This window comes from Micromonospora mirobrigensis (genome assembly GCF_900091555.1).
GTDB lineage: Bacteria > Actinomycetota > Actinomycetes > Mycobacteriales > Micromonosporaceae > Micromonospora > Micromonospora mirobrigensis.
In genome coordinates this window covers 1-15844 of sequence record NZ_FMCX01000017.1, presented here as the reverse complement: position 1 = coordinate 15844, position 15844 = coordinate 1, and the positions used below count along the sequence as shown (strand labels likewise).

18 protein-coding genes are annotated in these 15844 nt (G+C 73.0%); 11 read left to right on the top strand and 7 right to left on the bottom strand.

What is annotated here, in order from left to right; translation table 11 throughout:
* The first annotated feature begins 3 nt into the window (after nucleotides 1-3).
* Nucleotides 4-363 (top strand): hypothetical protein, encoded by a 360-nt coding sequence (locus GA0070564_RS28535; RefSeq protein ID WP_091616346.1) that lies wholly within the window; start codon nucleotides 4-6, stop codon nucleotides 361-363.
* Between the two features lie 20 nt (nucleotides 364-383).
* Nucleotides 384-1832, top strand: coding sequence for a hypothetical protein (locus GA0070564_RS28530; protein ID WP_091616342.1), 1449 nt, complete (start codon nucleotides 384-386; stop codon nucleotides 1830-1832).
* A 46-nt stretch (nucleotides 1833-1878) separates the two neighbouring features.
* On the opposite strand, the gene rox is transcribed toward GA0070564_RS28530, so the two are convergent.
* Entirely contained in the window at nucleotides 1879-3348 is a 1470-nt protein-coding gene (gene rox / locus GA0070564_RS28525) for a rifampin monooxygenase (RefSeq protein ID WP_091616339.1), read from the bottom strand.
* A 222-nt stretch (nucleotides 3349-3570) separates the two neighbouring features.
* On the opposite strand from rox, the gene GA0070564_RS28520 reads away from it, so the two are divergent.
* Nucleotides 3571-4077, top strand: a complete 507-nt coding sequence (locus tag GA0070564_RS28520; RefSeq protein ID WP_091616335.1) for a DinB family protein — start codon at nucleotides 3571-3573, stop codon at nucleotides 4075-4077.
* 4 nt (nucleotides 4078-4081) lie between these two features.
* On the opposite strand, the gene GA0070564_RS28515 is transcribed toward GA0070564_RS28520, so the two are convergent.
* Nucleotides 4082-4441 (bottom strand): MerR family transcriptional regulator, encoded by a 360-nt coding sequence (locus GA0070564_RS28515; RefSeq protein ID WP_091616331.1) that lies wholly within the window; start codon nucleotides 4439-4441, stop codon nucleotides 4082-4084.
* A 55-nt stretch (nucleotides 4442-4496) separates the two neighbouring features.
* Between GA0070564_RS28515 and GA0070564_RS28510 the strand changes: the two genes are divergently transcribed.
* Both GA0070564_RS28510 and GA0070564_RS28505 read left to right on the top strand, forming a co-directional pair.
* On the top strand, nucleotides 4497-5498 hold the full coding sequence (locus GA0070564_RS28510) for an aldo/keto reductase (protein WP_091616327.1): 1002 nt from the start codon (nucleotides 4497-4499) through the stop codon (nucleotides 5496-5498).
* Between the two features lie 73 nt (nucleotides 5499-5571).
* The gene (locus GA0070564_RS28505) at nucleotides 5572-6027 is read left to right on the top strand and encodes a GNAT family N-acetyltransferase (protein WP_091616324.1); all 456 of its coding nucleotides are present in this window, start codon (nucleotides 5572-5574) and stop codon (nucleotides 6025-6027) included.
* A gap of 15 nt (nucleotides 6028-6042) precedes the next feature.
* On the opposite strand, the gene GA0070564_RS28500 is transcribed toward GA0070564_RS28505, so the two are convergent.
* Nucleotides 6043-6594, bottom strand: a complete 552-nt coding sequence (locus tag GA0070564_RS28500; RefSeq protein ID WP_091616389.1) for a P-loop nucleotide/nucleoside kinase family protein — start codon at nucleotides 6592-6594, stop codon at nucleotides 6043-6045.
* A gap of 55 nt (nucleotides 6595-6649) precedes the next feature.
* Nucleotides 6650-7114: a helix-turn-helix domain-containing protein gene (locus GA0070564_RS28495; RefSeq protein ID WP_091616386.1), complete on the bottom strand. Its 465-nt coding sequence runs from the start codon at nucleotides 7112-7114 to the stop codon at nucleotides 6650-6652.
* Between the two features lie 139 nt (nucleotides 7115-7253).
* Here GA0070564_RS28495 and GA0070564_RS28490 point away from each other — a divergent pair, with 139 nt between their 5' ends.
* The 3 genes from GA0070564_RS28490 to GA0070564_RS28480 are packed head-to-tail and all read left to right on the top strand — an operon-like array spanning nucleotide 7254 to nucleotide 8423.
* Complete coding sequence (locus GA0070564_RS28490; RefSeq protein ID WP_091616321.1) at nucleotides 7254-7523, top strand: type II toxin-antitoxin system Phd/YefM family antitoxin; 270 nt, start codon at nucleotides 7254-7256, stop codon at nucleotides 7521-7523.
* Nucleotides 7513-7932, top strand: a complete 420-nt coding sequence (locus tag GA0070564_RS28485; RefSeq protein ID WP_091616318.1) for a type II toxin-antitoxin system VapC family toxin — start codon at nucleotides 7513-7515, stop codon at nucleotides 7930-7932. The genes GA0070564_RS28490 and GA0070564_RS28485 overlap by 11 nt, the downstream gene beginning before the upstream one ends.
* A 29-nt stretch (nucleotides 7933-7961) precedes the next feature.
* On the top strand, nucleotides 7962-8423 hold the full coding sequence (locus tag GA0070564_RS28480; RefSeq protein WP_091616314.1) for a hypothetical protein: 462 nt from the start codon (nucleotides 7962-7964) through the stop codon (nucleotides 8421-8423).
* 41 nt (nucleotides 8424-8464) lie between these two features.
* On the opposite strand, the gene GA0070564_RS28475 is transcribed toward GA0070564_RS28480, so the two are convergent.
* Nucleotides 8465-9730, bottom strand: coding sequence for an IS701 family transposase (locus tag GA0070564_RS28475; protein WP_141714895.1), 1266 nt, complete (start codon nucleotides 9728-9730; stop codon nucleotides 8465-8467).
* Nucleotides 9731-9902: 172 nt separating this feature from the next.
* Here GA0070564_RS28475 and GA0070564_RS28470 point away from each other — a divergent pair, with 172 nt between their 5' ends.
* Nucleotides 9903-10901, top strand: a complete 999-nt coding sequence (locus GA0070564_RS28470; protein WP_091616306.1) for an aldo/keto reductase family protein — start codon at nucleotides 9903-9905, stop codon at nucleotides 10899-10901.
* Between the two features lie 71 nt (nucleotides 10902-10972).
* On the opposite strand, the gene GA0070564_RS28465 is transcribed toward GA0070564_RS28470, so the two are convergent.
* Nucleotides 10973-11770, bottom strand: a complete 798-nt coding sequence (locus GA0070564_RS28465) for a site-2 protease family protein (RefSeq protein ID WP_091616302.1) — start codon at nucleotides 11768-11770, stop codon at nucleotides 10973-10975.
* Nucleotides 11770-11970, bottom strand: a complete 201-nt coding sequence (locus tag GA0070564_RS28460) for a hypothetical protein (RefSeq protein WP_091616297.1) — start codon at nucleotides 11968-11970, stop codon at nucleotides 11770-11772. Before GA0070564_RS28460 ends, GA0070564_RS28465 begins: the two co-directional genes overlap by 1 nt.
* A gap of 122 nt (nucleotides 11971-12092) precedes the next feature.
* On the opposite strand from GA0070564_RS28460, the gene GA0070564_RS28455 reads away from it, so the two are divergent.
* Nucleotides 12093-13829 carry a serine/threonine-protein kinase gene (locus GA0070564_RS28455; protein ID WP_091616382.1) on the top strand — a complete coding sequence of 579 codons (1737 nt, stop codon included), beginning with the start codon at nucleotides 12093-12095 and terminating at the stop codon, nucleotides 13827-13829.
* Nucleotides 13830-13934: 105 nt separating this feature from the next.
* Nucleotides 13935-15844, top strand: a 1910-nt coding sequence (locus GA0070564_RS28450) for a bifunctional adenosylcobinamide kinase/adenosylcobinamide-phosphate guanylyltransferase (RefSeq protein WP_141714894.1), incomplete at its 3' end; no start/stop codon positions are given.

The window sequence follows — 15844 nt, the reverse complement described above, 5'->3', positions numbered from 1 at the left end:
GTCATGGACGTCGAGATCGCTGACCGCGCGGATCTCGATCGGGTGGCCGCGTTGGTCTCGTTGCTCCATCGCCCCCACCTCGACCGGGTCACCGTCACCCTGTCCGGCCTCGACGCGACGGAGCGTCGACACACGGCGGAGCTCCTCCGCCGCCTGTTCAACGACTGCGGCTGCGGCGCCGGCGCCCTGGCCATGGTCGTGGCGGTGGCCGTGGCGCTGCTGGTCGGGCCGCACGGCGGCCGGGCGATCGCCACGGCCGCGCTCGGCTGCCTCGGCGCGGCGGTGGCCGGCAAGTTCCTCGGGCTGGCCCGGAGTCGTCGGCGGCTGCTCGTCCGCCTGCGTGCCCTGCGCGCGGCCCACTGACCCCGGAGGGGGGATCTCCGATGGCACTCGTCTGCACCGAAATCACCGAATGGGTCGAGGAGGAGGTCTCCCGGCCGGTCGAGGAGTGGGAGGAACGGCAGGAGAAGAAGTGCAAGGACTACCCGTGGTACGACCCGCGGGGCTGGGTCTGCTGGTTCGTCACATATTTCGTGAAGGTCGTCCGCTGGGTGCTCGTCAAGGTCGGCAAGTGGGTGGCCCGCACGGTGTGCAAGCTGGTCGGGGTGGTGGTCGACCTGGTGGTCGACGTCGCCGTCGGGCTCTGGGACGTGGTCGCCGGCATCTTCACCCTGGACTGGCGGCGGATCCTGGACGGCCTGATCGGGATCGGCCTGGCCGTGCTGCTGGGCGCGATCGGGCTGGGCCGGATCGTCTTCCTCGGCGACACGTTCCAGTACATCGTGGAGGAGGTCAACCGGTGGCGGCTGCGCGACCACGTGCGCGGGCTGCTGGAGGCGAAGTACTCGGGCGACACCCTGGCCGACATCAAGGCGGCGATCCGCCTGGACCACGGGGCGTTCGGGCTGCGGCTGCACGGCACCGCGTACCGGACGGTGCTGGACTCGCAGGCCCCGTCGCCCCGGGAACCGGGAGTGCCGAACCTGGTGGGGCTGCACGAGCAGGGCGCGATCAACCTGCGGGCGCTCTGCGGCTTCGAGTTCGACGAGGGCTTCTGGAACCGTAAGCGCTACAAGACCCTGAAGAAGGGGACCGTCGTGGGTGGTGGCGGGGGCGGCGAGTTCGACAACCCGATCTCCGCCGACGAGCTCGACACGTACCTCGACTCGCGGGGCGCGCGGGGGCCGACGTTCATCGTGCTGCCGATGCGCGACGGCGCGCTGGACACCAAGGTCGCAACGGCCCGGGAGAAGGGCCGTGAGCTGGCCCTGATGCTCGACTTCGACACCGACCGCCGGGGGGTGACCGACCCGGACCACATCGTCCACCACGGGTACGACCGGGCGGACACCCACCCGAAGCTGACCAGCTTCCTGACCGGCGTGATCGGGCGGCACGACAAGCGCACCGACCCGGACGGGGCGGTCGGTGACCTCTGCCACCCGGTGGTGGTCGGGGTCTTCCGCTACACCGACACCCTACGCGGGCTGGCCAACAACCTGTTCGACAGCGGCTGCGGCCTGACCGGCAGGGACACCACCGGGGCCACCTTCGTGGACAACGTCCCGGACCGGATCTGGAAGTACGTGCCGATCCACGAGCTGGGCCACACGTTCGGGCTGTGCCACACCGACGGGGTCGACCGGGTCATGTTCTCGCCGAAGCAGCACACCGCGTGGCAGAAGTGGTACCTGATCCCCCGGTTGATCCTCACCGTCTACCTGGACGGGGAGCCGAGCTTCACCTTCGACGAGGCGAAGGCGACCTGGGACTACGTGGTGGCGCACTTCGCCCCGCAGTGCCTGGGCGCCCGTCCGGTCGTCATCGGCTGACCGGGACGGGTCGACCCGCGGCGGGCCGGCCCGTCCCGTCCCCGGGTCAGGCGGCTGGGTGGCCGAACCAGCGGGCGAGCTGGGCGTCCAGGCCCCGCTGGTCGTCGCCGATCCAGGCGACGTGACCGTCGGGGCGCAGCAGGACGCCCGGCACGTCCAGCGCCGCGGTGGGGTCGTCGAGGTGGTCGACCCGGTCGGACCAGCCGCCGACGGTCAGCCGGCCGGTGCGGTCCAGCAGCAGGCCACGGCCGCGGTGCAGCAGATCGTAGAGCCGGCCCTGCGCCACGTCGACGTCGGGCAGGCGGCGGCCGAGCAGGTCGGGGCCCGGCCCGAAGTCGTACCGGACGCCGACCGCGGTGATCTTCTCGATCAGGTGGCGGTTCACCTCGTTGATGTCCATCAGTTCGGTGAGCAGCCGGCGTACGGCCCGTGGGCCCGGTTCGGGGGACACCAGTTCCATCTGGGCCCGGGTGTTGTCCAGCACGTCCTCGGCGACCGGGTGGCGTTCGGCGTGGTAGGTGTCGAGCAGCGTCTCCGGCGCCCGGCCGCGGACCTGCGCGGCGAGTTTCCAGCCCAGGTTGACCGCGTCCTGGACGCCCAGGTTGAGGCCCTGTCCGCCGAGGGGTGGGTGGATGTGCGCGGCGTCGCCGGCCAGCAGCACCCGGCCGACCCGGTACCGGTCGGCGAGCCGGGTGGCGTCACCGAAGCGGGAGAGCCAGCGCGGGGAGTGCACGCCGAAGTCGGTCCCGGCGACGGCGCGCAGCTGCCGGCTGAAGTCCGCCAGGGTGGGCGCCTCCGCGCGACCGCTGACCCCCGCGGCGGGCACCACCACCCGGTACAGGCCGGGGCCCGCGGGCCCGACGATGAGCCGCTGGTCGGTCCGCCGGACCTCGGCCACCCGGGCGGCGACCTCCTCCGGGGGCACGCCGACCCGCATCTCCCCCATCAGCGTCTCGGCCCGCGACGGCTCGCCGGGGAAGCCGACGCCGAGCAGCTTGCGCACCGTGCTGCGCGCACCGTCGCAGCCGACCAGGTGACGCGTACGCAGCCGTTGCCCGTCGGCGAGCTGGACGGTCACCCCCTCGGCGTCCTGCGCGAGACCGGTCACCGCACACCCGTGCCGCACCTCGGCGCCCAGGGCGACCGCGTGCTCCTCCAGCAGCCGGACGATGACCGGCTGCGGGATGCCCAGCAGGTAGGCGTACGCGGAGTCCAACCCCTCGGGCACCGGCTTGGGGATGGCGGCGAAGAAGCCGGCGGCCGGGCGCTGCCGGGCGTGTTCCCGGATGCGGTCCAGCAGCCCGCGCATGGCCATGATCTCGATGCTGCGGATGTGCAGGCCGACGATGCGGACGTACGACGCGGGCGCGGTGTCCCGTTCGAGGACGAGGACCCCTACGCCGTGCAGCCGCAGTTCGGCGGCGAGCATGGCGCCGGTGGGCCCGCAGCCGGCGATGATCACGTCGTGGTGGACGGGGGTGCGTTCGGTGCCGGAGGCCGGCGAGGCAGAGTGCACGGGTGTTGCCCTTCGGGAGTGCCTGGTGGCGCTCCCGGCGAGACCCTAAGTCGGTCGCCCGACCGTGACCGGCAGGGGGAGCACCCACGTCGATACAGCGTTCATGGGTCTCACCTCCTCGGGCCGTGACACGGTCATCGGCAACCTACGAGCCGGCGCGGCGGCCCGTCCACCCCTTTTCCGGGGGCGGCCAACCGCTTGGAACAGGCGTACGATGCGTCGATGGACGACACCCGGATGGCCCTGCCGCCCACGGTGGACGAACGCACGACGCTGGAGTCCTTCCTCGACTTCCAGCGGGAGGCGTTGGTCCGCAAGTGCGCCGGCCTGACCGACGGGCAGCTACGGGCCCGGCCGGTGCCGTCGTCCACCCTGTCCCTGCTGGGGCTGGTGCGGCACCTGGCCACCGTCGAGCGGTGGTACTTCCGGGCGGTGATCGCCGGCGACTCCCCCGGCGACCTGTACGACCTGACCGACGACTTCGACGCGCCGTTCAACGACGTCGCCGACGCCACCGGCGCGGAGACCTTCGCGCAGTGGCGGGCGGAGGTGGCGGCCGCCCGCCGGGTCACCGCCGAGCGCCCCCTCGACGCGGTCGGTCGCACCCCCGGCACCGGCAGCGAACGCTCGCTGCGCTGGGTGTTCACCCACATGATCGACGAGTACGCCCGGCACCTGGGGCACGCCGACATCCTGCGCGAGGCGATCGACGGCCGCACCGGCGAGTGAGCGGTCAGCCCGACCCCTCGTAGAAGCGGATCTTCTCGCGCAGGTGGTCGTACTGCCGCTGGAGCAGGCGCATCTGCTCCTCGACCCGCTCGGCGTGCCGGCGCAGCAGGGCGTGCCGCTCGCCGGCGGTGTGCTCGCCCGCCCGGGCCAGTTCGGCGTAGCGGCACATCTCGGCGATCGGCATGCCGGTGTCGCGCAGGCAGCGGAACAGCACCAGCCAGCCCAGGTCGTCGTCGGTGAAGACCCGCCGCCCGCCGGAGGTCCGCCCGATGTCGCTGAGCAGGCCGATCTTCTCGTAGTAGCGGAGGGTGTCGAGGCTGAACCCGCTGCGGGTGGCGGCCTCCGAGGGTGAGTAGCCGCTCATGCCCGCGATCCTAGTTCTTGACCTGGAGCGCGCTCCAGGTTGAAAGCTGGGTGCCATGACGACGACACGAACTCTGGGCCGCAGCGGCATCGAGGTCAGCGCGCTGGGCCTGGGCTGCTGGGCGATCGGTGGGCCGCTCTGGGGTGACGGTGGGCAGCCGTTCGGGTGGGGTGAGGTGGACGACGACGAGTCGATCCGCACCATCCACCGCGCCCTGGACCTGGGCGTCACCCTCTTCGACACGGCCAGCAACTACGGGGCCGGGCACAGCGAACGGATCCTGGGCCGGGCGCTGGCCGGCCGGCGGGACCAGGTGGTGGTCGCCACCAAGTTCGGCAACGTCTCCGAGGAGGCCACCCGCCGGTGGATCGGCACCGACGCCACCGCGGCGTTCGCGGTGAGCAGCCTGGAGGAGTCGCTGCGCCGGCTCGGCACCGACCACGTCGACCTGTACCAGCTGCACCTCAACGACCTGCCGGCGTCCGCCGCGCTCGACCTGGTCGACACCCTGGAGGGCCTGGTCACCCAGGGCAAGATCCGGGCGTACGGCTGGAGCACCGACAACCCGGCGTCGGCGCGGGCGTTCGCCGAGGCGGGCCCGCACTGTGCCGCCGTGCAGCACGACCAGTCGGTGTTCAGGGACAACCCGGCGATGTTCGCGGTCTGCGACGCGCTGGACCTGGCCAGCCTCAACCGCGGCCCGCTGGCGATGGGTCTGCTCACCGGCTCCACCCGGGCGGTCGGCGCGGACGACGTACGCGGTCGGGCGCCGGAGTGGCTGGTCTGGTTCCGCGACGGCCGGCCCACGCCCGAGTGGTCGGCCCGGCTGGAGCTCATCCGGTCGGCGCTGACCGCCGACGGTCGTACCCTCGCCCAGGGCGCGCTGGGCTGGCTGCTGGCCCGCAGCCCGCGGACGCTGCCGATCCCCGGCTGCCGCACGGTCGCGCAGGCCGAGGAGAACTTCGGCACCCTGGCGTACGGTCCGCTGCCCGCCGACGCGTTCGCCGAGGTGGAGCGGCTCCTGGCCGACCTGCGCGGCGCCCCGGTCGACGCCTGACGCGCGCGCCGCACCGGGTGCGCCGCCGGTCGGGGGCAGCCGGCGGCGCACCCGGTGCGGCACACTCACTGGAGTGACAACGACGATCGCGCCGGTCTCCCCCGCCCACCCGGCGTTCGACCGGGTGGGCGCGCTCTTCGACGAATACCGGGTGCACTACGGGCAACCGCCGAGCCTCGACGTCACCCGCTCGTGGCTGCACGACCAGATCACGGCCGGCCGGCTCTCCGCCGTCGCCGCGCTCCGGGCCGACGAGGTCTGCGGCTTCGTCACCGTCACGGTCATGCCGGCGTCGCTGCGGCTGGGCACCGTATGGTCGATCCGCGACCTCTTCGTGCCCCCGCGGCATCGCCGTGGCGGCGTCGCCAACGCCCTGCTCCGGCACGTCATCGGAGAGGCCCGGGCCGCCGGCGCGCTGCGCGTCTCGCTGCAGACCGAGACCGACAACGTCCCCGCCCTGACCCTCTACGCCGGCCTCGGCTTCCGGCCCGTCACCGGCCTGGAACTGCTCAACCTCACCCTCGGCTGACAGCCGCCGGCCGGGTCAGCGTCGCGCGGCCACGAAGGCGACGATGTCCTCGATCCCGGGCCGGTAGCCGTCGCTGGTGTCCACCTCGATCTCGGGCACGTCGAGCCGGACGCGGTCGAAAGTGTCGTGCCGGGCGGCGTGGATGTGCTCCTCGTCCAGGTGGGTGTCGGCGTGCGCGCCGCGGGTCGGGCTCTCGTGCCACCGCCGCCGGATGCGGTCGCGGGCGACGCCGGCCGGAACCCGGCAGTGGACCACCCGGATGTCGGCGAGGCCGGCCAGGGGCAGCAGGTGCGGGCGCCAGAGCCGGTCCTGGAAGGCCGCCTCGGCCACCGTGGTGACCCCCGCCGACAGCAGCAGTTCCAGCACCTGGAAGAAGGTCGACAGGGTACGCACGCTCAGCTCGTCACCCGGCGCGGCGGTGAAGTCCCCGGCCGCGTGGACCATGCCCTCCTTGATCTCGTCCCGGCAGATCGCCGGAGCGCCGATCGCCCGGGCGAGCCGATGAGCCAGCACGGTCTTGCCGGCGCCCGGCGGACCACTGAGGACGACCAGAACCGGCGCGTTCACCACTCGTGTCCGTTCGTCGCCCTTGGCCTACACCGTCACCGACCGCCTTCACCAGCTAACGGCGCGGAGTAGAGGTGATGTCGTACAACCCGTCGTCCTCGGCTTCCTCCGTCATCCGGTCCAAGGTCCGTCGCCGTTCCTGGCGGGTGCGCTCCTGGTAGTCGAGGATGTCCCGCAGCGTCACCCGCCGGTGGCGTCCTCGCATCGTGTGCGGAATCTCCCCGTCGGAGAGCAGCCGGACCAGCGTCGGGCGCGAGATGTCGAGTAGGTCCGCCGCCTGCTGCGTCGTCAGGAGAGTGTTGTGCGGCGCGATGGAGATCGCCAGCCCCTCGGAAAGAGCCGTCGCCACGTCCCGCAGCACCCCGTAAAGCTCGTCCGGAATTTCGATCTCGGACCCGTCGGGGCCCACCAGCCGCGCTCGCCCTCGACCAGCGGCGCTGCGCAACTCCTGAACGAACCGGGCAAGGTCGGCGGGGTCCTCGGGAGGAAGAAGGGTCCGCTCACGAAGGGCACCGCTCATGAGACCCAACGTACCGCTAATCGAAAAAAGCGCACATAGCGTCAAGAGCAAGCGGACCATCGGGCTCGGTCAGCGCCTGAACACCCCATGGACGAAGCGGCTGTAGCACCTCGTAGCACACCTGCGGTACCGTAGCGGTGTGGCAGAGCATGCTTCTAGGGAGATAAGCCAGCGCGAACTGCGCAACGACTCCGGCGCAATCATGCGAAGCGTGGAGCAGGGCGAGTCGTTCACGATCACTCGCAACGGCACTCCAATCGGGCGACTGATTCCGATCCGCCGACGGACTTTCGTGCCGAAGGCTGAGGTCATGGCGGCCTTCGCCACCTCGCCGATACTCGACGCCGACCGGTTCCGCAACGACATCGACGGCGCGATCGACCCCACATTCTCCGATCGTGAGTGGTGAACTCCCGACCCGCGGGCTGGTCGATACCAACATCGTGATCCATCTTTCGCGGCTCAACCCGACGGAACTGCCGGACGAGATGGTCATTAGCTCCGTGACCCTGGCAGAGCTTTCAGCAGGGCCGCACCACACTGATGATGCTGCCGAGCGCGCCCGACGCATGAGCGTCCTTCAGCATGTGGAGGCGACGTTCGACCCGCTGCCGTTCGACGCCGAAGCAGCTCGGGCTTTCGGGCTGATCTCAGCCGCTGTCCTTGCGACCGGCGGACAAACCCGACGCCGGATAGCCGATCTGATGATTGCGTCCGTTGCCCATGCGAACGGACTTCCCCTCTACACCACCAATCCAGACGACTTTCAAGGGCTACACGGTCTCGTCGCCGTGCAAGACGTGAAACGTCCCGGCTGAGCGTCGCACCCCTTCACTAGGGTCGCGCAATGATCCTTCCCGATTTCGTGGGCAACTGGACCGGGACGAACGGGTTCCGTCCGATGCCCGCCGATCCGCTGTCCGAGTCCCCCGCCACCGCTACGGTGACCGCCGCCGCCTCCGGCCATCTGACCTCGATCGGCTCCCGCTGGGAGCATCCCGACGACGGGCCGCAGGACGGGCTGACCATTGCTTGGACCGCCGATGACGGTTCGCTCGCGGGGGTGTGGAGCGACTCGTGGCACCAGAAGCCGGCTCCGATGTCGCTGGCCGGAGGCCGCGGCGCCGACGGCATCATCGCGCTCGACGGTGGCTACGGCGACGGCTGGGTATGGCGCATCGTGTTCGACACCACCGAAGCCGAGACGTTCCAGATGCGAATGGACAATGTCGTACCGACGGGTGAGGCGACGGCCGAGCTGCCCGCCGGGCCGTACCCGGCGATGGTTCTGCAGGCGCGTCGCGGCTGAGGGCGAGCCGACTCCCCTAGTACGGCAGCCGCCGTTCGGGATCATGGCTGGAGTTCGAGGTTGAGGCGGCGTGTGTAGTGGGCTCGGCGGGCTCGGGCTTGATGCCGGCGTCGCCAGCCTGACCAGTGCAAACGGTGGGCGAGGTCGCTGATCGGGTGGATGATGCAGGCGTTGATCAGTCGGCGGATCTCGTTGACGGTGAGCTTGATCAGGCCGTTATCGGCGTGGTCCTGGTCGGCAATGTCGGCGGCGCAGATCGCCAGGACGGCGAGGGCGGCCAGGGCCAGGGTGGTGAACCGGTGCCAGGAGTCCCAACGGCGGACCTGGTGCTGGTCCAGACCGACCTGGCTTTTGGCGGCCTGGAAGCTCTCCTCGATGCTCCAGCGGATCCCGGCGACGCGGACGATTTGGGCGAGGGTCGCTGGGCGTGGGGTCCAGCAGCGGTAGAAGGCCAGCTCACCGGTGGTGGTGTTCTTTCTGATCAACAGGCTGTGCCGGCCGCCGTCGTCGGGGTCGGCGTCGGTGCACACGTCATCAAGCCAGGCCCAGTCGTAGAAACGCGGCCCCTTCGATCCGGCGCCAGCGCTACGGCGCTGCCACGCCGAGGCGGGCAGGTCAGCGGCGACCCGGTCGGCGCGGATGCGGGTCTTGCCACCGTCGAGGGGAACCAGGTGGCTGCGGGACACCGCCAGGACGTAGCCGATCTCCTGTTCGCGCAGGCCAGCGCGGAAGGTGGCGCTGTTTCCGTAGGCCTCGTCCGCGGCCACCCACCCCGCTGGCACCCCCGCCTTCAAGGCCGCGGTGATCATCTCGGCGGCCAACTCCGGCTTGGTGGCGAACTCGATGTCGTCGGGCACGCCAGCGGCTTGGCAGCGGTCCCGGTCGTCGGTCCACGACGCCGGCAGATACACCCGCCGGTCGATCAGCGTGTGCCCATCGGCGCCGGCGTAGCCCAAGAACACTCCGACCTGGCTGTTCTCGATCCGCCCCGCCGTGCCGGTGTACTGGCGTTGCACCCCGACCGTGTGGATGCCCTTCTTCAGGTCGCCGGTCTCGTCGACGGCCAGGACCGCGTCCGCGGCACCGAACCGGCCGACGATCAGCTGCCGCAGGTCGTCACGGACAGCGTCGGCGTCCCACACCGCCCGATACAACAGGCGCTGCATCGCGTCCGGCCGGGCATGTCCGGCCTGCTCGGCCAACTGCCAGCACGTCTTCACCTCAAGCTCGGACAGCAGCCCGGTCACGAACTGTCCCGCCGCCCGACGCGGCTCCACGCGACCAAACCGGCCCGCGAAGCAGCCCAGCACCTCGGCCAACACCCGCTCCCACCGACCAACAGCTACGCTGTGGCACGCGGCCACCGCCAGATCTGATGATGTGTCCACAACGCACAGACGATCACGCGGTGGCCGCCTCGCGTCCACCCCGGTTCACCAGCAAGATCTCAAACGGCGGCTGCCGTACTAGGGTCGGGGCATGGAATTCCGTCACCTGGGCCGTTCGGGCCTGATGGTCAGCGAGATCTCGTACGGCAACTGGATCACCCACGGGTCGCAGGTCGAGGAGGACGCGGCGTTCGCCTGCGTCCGGGCCGCGCTGGACGCCGGGATCACCACCTTCGACACCGCCGACGTGTACGCCGGCACCCGCGCCGAGGACGTCCTCGGCCGGGCCCTTGAGGGCGAGCGGCGCGAGGGCATCGAGATCTTCACGAAGGTCTACTGGCCGACCGGCCCGGGCCGCAACGACCGCGGCCTGTCCCGCAAGCACATCATGGAGTCGATCGACGGCTCGCTGCGCCGGCTGCGTACCGACCACGTGGACCTCTACCAGGCCCACCGGTACGACTACAGCACGCCGCTGGAGGAGACGATGGAGGCGTTCGCCGACGTCGTGCACTCCGGCAAGGCGCACTACATCGGCGTCTCGGAGTGGAAGGCGTCGCAGATCCGCGAGGCCCACGCGCTCGCCCGTGAGCTGCGCATCCCGCTGGTGTCGAACCAGCCGCAGTACTCGATGCTGTGGCGGGTGATCGAGACCGAGGTGGTGCCGGCCAGCGAGGAGCTGGGCATCGGCCAGATCGTCTGGTCGCCGATGGCGCAGGGCGTGCTCTCCGGCAAGTACCTTCCGGGCCAGCCGCCGCCGGCCGGTTCCCGGGCCACCGACGAGAAGTCGGGGGCCGGCTTCATCGCCCAGTGGCTGAACGACGACGTGCTGACCCGGGTGCAGCGGCTCAAGCCGCTCGCCGAGCAGGCCGGGCTGACCATGGCGCAGCTGGCCATCGCCTGGGTGCTCCAGAACCCGAACGTCTCCTCGGCGATCGTCGGCGCGTCCCGCCCGGAGCAGGTGCACGACAACGTCAAGGCCGCCGGCGTGAAGCTGGACGCCGACCTGCTCAAGAAGATCGACGAGATCGTCGAGCCGGTCACCGAGCGCGACGCGGCGAAGACGGAGTCCCCGGCCGAGCGTCCGTGACCCGGCCGCCCGCTGGTTAGCAGGGGCCCCTTCTTAACAGACGTCTGTTAAGAAGGGGCCCCTCCTTTCAATCACCCCTGCCAGAAGCGGATGAGGTCCAGACCGGCGGCGTAGAGGTCGGGCGGCAGCCCGAGCGCGTCCGCGATGGCGAAGATCGCGCCGAAGAAGGCGCCGCCGATGCGCGGGTTCCACAGCAGCGCGAAGAGCACGATGAAGCCGTACGGCGCGAAGAGGTCGTACATCCGGCGCCACTGCGGGTTGAGCCACGGTTGGATCATGTTGCCGCCGTCCAGGCCGGGCACCGGCAGCAGGTTGAGCACGCTCGCGGTGAGCTGGAGGAAGGCCAGCAGGGCCAGCCCGGCCCAGAACTCCCCCGACCCGCCGCCGCCGGCGAGGCCGAGCCGCAGCGCCGCCACCAGCAGCAGGGTGAACAGCACGTTGGTGGCCGGGCCGGCCAGGCTGACCAGGGTGTGTCGCAGCCGCCCCGGGATGGCGTGCCGGTCCACCCACACCGCACCGCCGGGCAGCCCGATCCCGCCGAGCAGCACCACCAGCACCGGCAGCGCGATGGACAGCAGCGGGTGGGTGTACTTGAACGGGTTGAGCGTCAGGTAGCCCCGGTGGGCGATGTCCCGGTCCCCCGCCCGGTAGGCGACCACCGCGTGGGCGTACTCGTGCAGGCAGAGCGACACCAGCCAGCCGGAGACCACGAAGAGGAAGACGTCGAGGCGTACGTTGCCGAAGCGGTGCCACGCCATGACGCCGCTGGTGACCAGGAGCGCCACCAGGGCGAGGAAGACCGGGCTGGGCCGGAACGCCGCCCGGGGCACGCCGAGCACCAACGGCTCGCCCGGACGGTCGTACGCCATCACTCCGCCGTGGGCAGCAGGCTCATCCGGTAGTCGACCCGGTCGTCCTCGACGAGCGCGACCGAGGTGACGCCGGACGCCGCGAGCTCGCGCCAGGCCTGGCCGATCCATGACTCGGCGTCCGCCTGGCTGCTGAACGTCTCCGCCGGCCCGTCCACCGACTCGCCGTTCGCGCCCTCGTACCGCCAGCTCCACGCCATGCCGCGTCTCCCCTCGCCGCCGTCGTCCCGTGGGACGAAACCTCCGCAAGCGTAGTCGGCCGCTCGCCGAACGGCCCGGCCCACCACGTCCGGAGGTGGATCAACGCCGGTACGGTGGCCCGGTGCTGACTCGCGGCGTGGTGCTCGGCGACCGTTACCTGCTCGGCGAACGCATCGCCACCGGCGGGATGGGCGCGGTCTGGCGGTGCACCGACACGCTGCTGGGCCGCGAGGTGGCGGTGAAGGTGCTGCTGCCGTCGCTGGTTGCGGATCCGGAGTTCACCGCCCGGTTCCACGCCGAGGCGCGGATGCTGGCCGCGTTGCGGCACCCCGGCATCGTGGCGGTGCACGACTTCGGTTCGGCGACGCTCGCCGACGGCAGCCGGGTCAGCTACCTGGTGATGGAGTACGTCGACGGCGAGCCGCTGACCACCTGGGTACGCCGGGCCGGCCGGCTCGATCCGGCGTCGACCATGTCGGTGGTGGCCCAGGCGGCGCGGGCGCTGCACGCCGCGCACGCGGCGGGGATCGTGCACCGCGACGTCAAGCCGGGCAACCTGCTGGTGAAGCGGGACGGCAGCGTGGTGCTGGTCGACTTCGGCATCGCCCGGTCCACCGCCATGGCCGGGCTCACCGCAGCCCACATGGTCCTCGGCACCGCCTCCTACATGTCCCCGGAGCAGGCCGACGGCCGTCCCGTCTCCCCGGTCACCGACGTCTACGCCCTCGGCGCCGTGGCGTACTACTGCCTGGCCGGCCGGCCACCCTTCGAGGGGGACAACCCGCTGGCGGTGGCGATGCGGCACGCCCAGGACGAGCCGCCGCCGCTGCCCGGCGACACCCCGCCGGCGGTGGTGGAGGTGGTGCGGCGGGCGCTGGCGAAGCGCCCCGCGGACCGGCACTCCTCCGCCGCGGCGCTGGCCGACGCGGCGCAGGACGCCCGGGACGCCACCCTCGCCGTGCTGCCGGTGCCGCCCCGCCCGCCGTGGGCGGTGCCCGGCCGGGCCACCGCCGACCATCCCGCCGCGCCGGGAGTCCCGCCGGGGCGGCCCGTCGGCCACCCGGTCCGGCCCGCCCAGGTCCCGCCGCCGACCACCGGCCCGACGGTGGAGCAGCACCGGCCCGACCGGGCCCGCCGGCTGGCGCTGGCCGGCGCGGCGGGGGTCGCGCTGATCGCCCTGGTGGCGCTGGTGGCCGTGCTGCGCCCGGACGGACCGGACGACCCGGCTGACCGGGCGGCCGCCCTGACCGGCGGGTCACTGACCGCCGCCCCGACCCGCCCCGGCGGCGAACCGACGAAGGCGCGACCGACCTCGAACCGCGCCGGCCGGCCGGGCGCCTCGGCGAGCGCCCGGCCGGGCCGCCCGGCCACGGGGGCACCCACCACGCCCGGCGCGCCGGCCCGCTCGACCGGGGCCACCCCGACCACCGCCGCCCCGACCGCCGCGCCGGCGACGAGCGCCCCGGCGACCGGGCCGACCACCGGCCCCGCCAGCCCGAGCGCCGGCACCGGTGACCGGCCCAACCCGTACACGGCGGAGCAGGCGTGCGGCGCGGGCTACCAGGTGATCGACTCGGCGGACCTGGTCGCGGCGGGCGCCCGGCAGGGCACCGTCTACCTGCTGTACGCCGCCGGCAGCGGCACGAACTGCACGGTCACCCTGAAGTCCTCGGACGTCGGCACCGCCACCGCCGCGGCGGCCTGGCTGGAGGTGCGGGGTGGCAGCCGCAGCACGGACCGGGGCGCGTTCGCGTACTACGCCGGGCCGGTGCGGGCCGACGCCGCCGGGGAGTGCGTGCGCTGGGGCGGTTCGATCGGCGACGTCGGCTACGACAGCCCCTTCGAGCACTGCGGCTGAGCGCCGGGTCAGGCGGAGCCTGACCGTCCACCGCCGCCCGCGGTCACGCCGGCCCGGGTCCGGGCCGGCGGGCGGCACCCCGCCGGGCGGCTTTAAGGTACGGGCATGTCCGTTGACGGGTGGAACACGGTCCTGGTGCTCGGCGGTATCCGGTCCGGCAAGTCCGAATTCGCCGAGTCCCTGGTGGCCGACGCCCCCACCGTCCGGTACGTGGCGACCGCCGCCGACGCCGATCCGGAGGACCAGGAGTGGGCGGCCCGGCTGGCCGCGCACCGGGACCGCCGGCCGGGGAGCTGGACCACCGAGGAGACCGCCGGGGACCCGCGCCGGCTGGCCGACGTGATCGCCTCCGCCGAGCCCAACGAGACGCTGCTCGTCGACGACCTCGGCGGTTGGGTCACCGTGCTGCTGGACCCGGCGCACCAGCCGGCCGACGACGTGGCCACCATCGCCGAGCTGGCCACCGCGCTGCGGGAGACGCCGGCCCGGGTGGTGCTGGTCAGCCCCGAGGTGGGGCTCTCGCTGGTGCCCACCACCCCGCTGGGACGGGCCTTCACCGACGCGCTGGGCGCGGCGAACCGGGCCGTCGCGGACGCCTGCGACGCGGTCGTCCTGGTCGTGGCCGGCCAGGCCTGCTGGTTGAAGCCCGCCGCGGTCGCGCCCACGACGACCGCGCCGCACCCCGCGAGCGGCGCCGCCCTGCCCACCAGCGGCGTCCCGGCGCCGACCGGCGTCGCGCCCACCTCCGCCGTCCCCGCGCCGGCCGCCACCGGACCCGCCGTGAACGGCGTGGTCGCCCCGCAGCCGGCCCCGCCGGTCGGGGAGCACCCGGTGGCCTGGGCGGCGCCCACCATGACGCTGCCGATGGTCGCCACCGGCCTGGTCATCCAGCCCGGCATGGACCTGCCCATGCCCGACGAGTACGCCGGGCCGCAGGCGGTCGACCGGCTGGCCACCCTGGACGTGCCGGGCGCCGGGCTCGGAGCGCTGGACCGGCTGGTCGGCTTCGCCGGCGCCACCCAGGGCACCCCCACCCCGACCGCCTGGGACCGGGTCCGGGTGCTGCTGCTGCACGGCGACCACGCGGGCGGCGCCGCCGCCGGCACCGTGCCCGGCGAGTCCGACCGCCGCGCGGGCCAGGCCCGGGCCGGCCGGGGGGCGCTGGCCCGGCTCGCCGCCGAGTCCCGCGCCGACGTGCAGGTGGTCCGCACGCCCGACGCCGCGCCGATGGAGGACGGCCCGGCGCTGCGGCCGGACGAGGTCGACGCGGCCCTGCGGCAGGGCTGGCAGCTCGCCGAGGAGGCCGCCGACACCGGCGTACGCCTGCTGGTGCTGGGGGCCTGCGGCGCCGGCACCGAGGCCGCCGCGGCGGCGGTGCTGGCCGCGACGGCCGGTGCCGAGGCGCCCACCGTGCTGGGCCGGGTGGTCACCGAGTCCGGCGAGTACGACGACGCGGCCTGGATGCGGCGCTGCGCGGCGGTCCGCGACGCGTTGCAGCGCACCCGGCGCTCGCCGCGCGGGGCGAAGGACGTGCTGGCCGAGCTGGGCGGCGGCGACATCGCGGTGGCCACCGGCGTGCTGCTCGGCGCGTCCGCCCGGCGGATCCCGGTGCTGCTGGACGGCCCGGTCGGCGTGGCCGCCGGCATCGTCAGCCGCGACCTGGCCGGCCAGGCCCGGCACTGGTGCCTGCTCGCCGACCACGGCGGGCACCCCGCCGTCCGGCTGGCCGCCGACGTGCTCGGCCTGGAGCCCCTGCTCGACCTGCGGCTCGACCTGGGCGAGGGGGCCAACGCGCTGGCCGCGCTGCCGCTGCTGCGCTCGGTGCTGGCGTTGGCCGCCGCGCTGCCCGTGCACCCGTCGCTCGGCGGGGGGGAGCCCGCCGAGGAGCCGACCTGGGGCGACCTCACCGCGCCGGTGCCCGCACCGGACGACGACGAGTTCACCGAGCCGGAACCGGCCGGCCCCGGCCCGGCCACCACCGCCCCCGAGCCGGAACCGGACTTCACCGAGCCGGA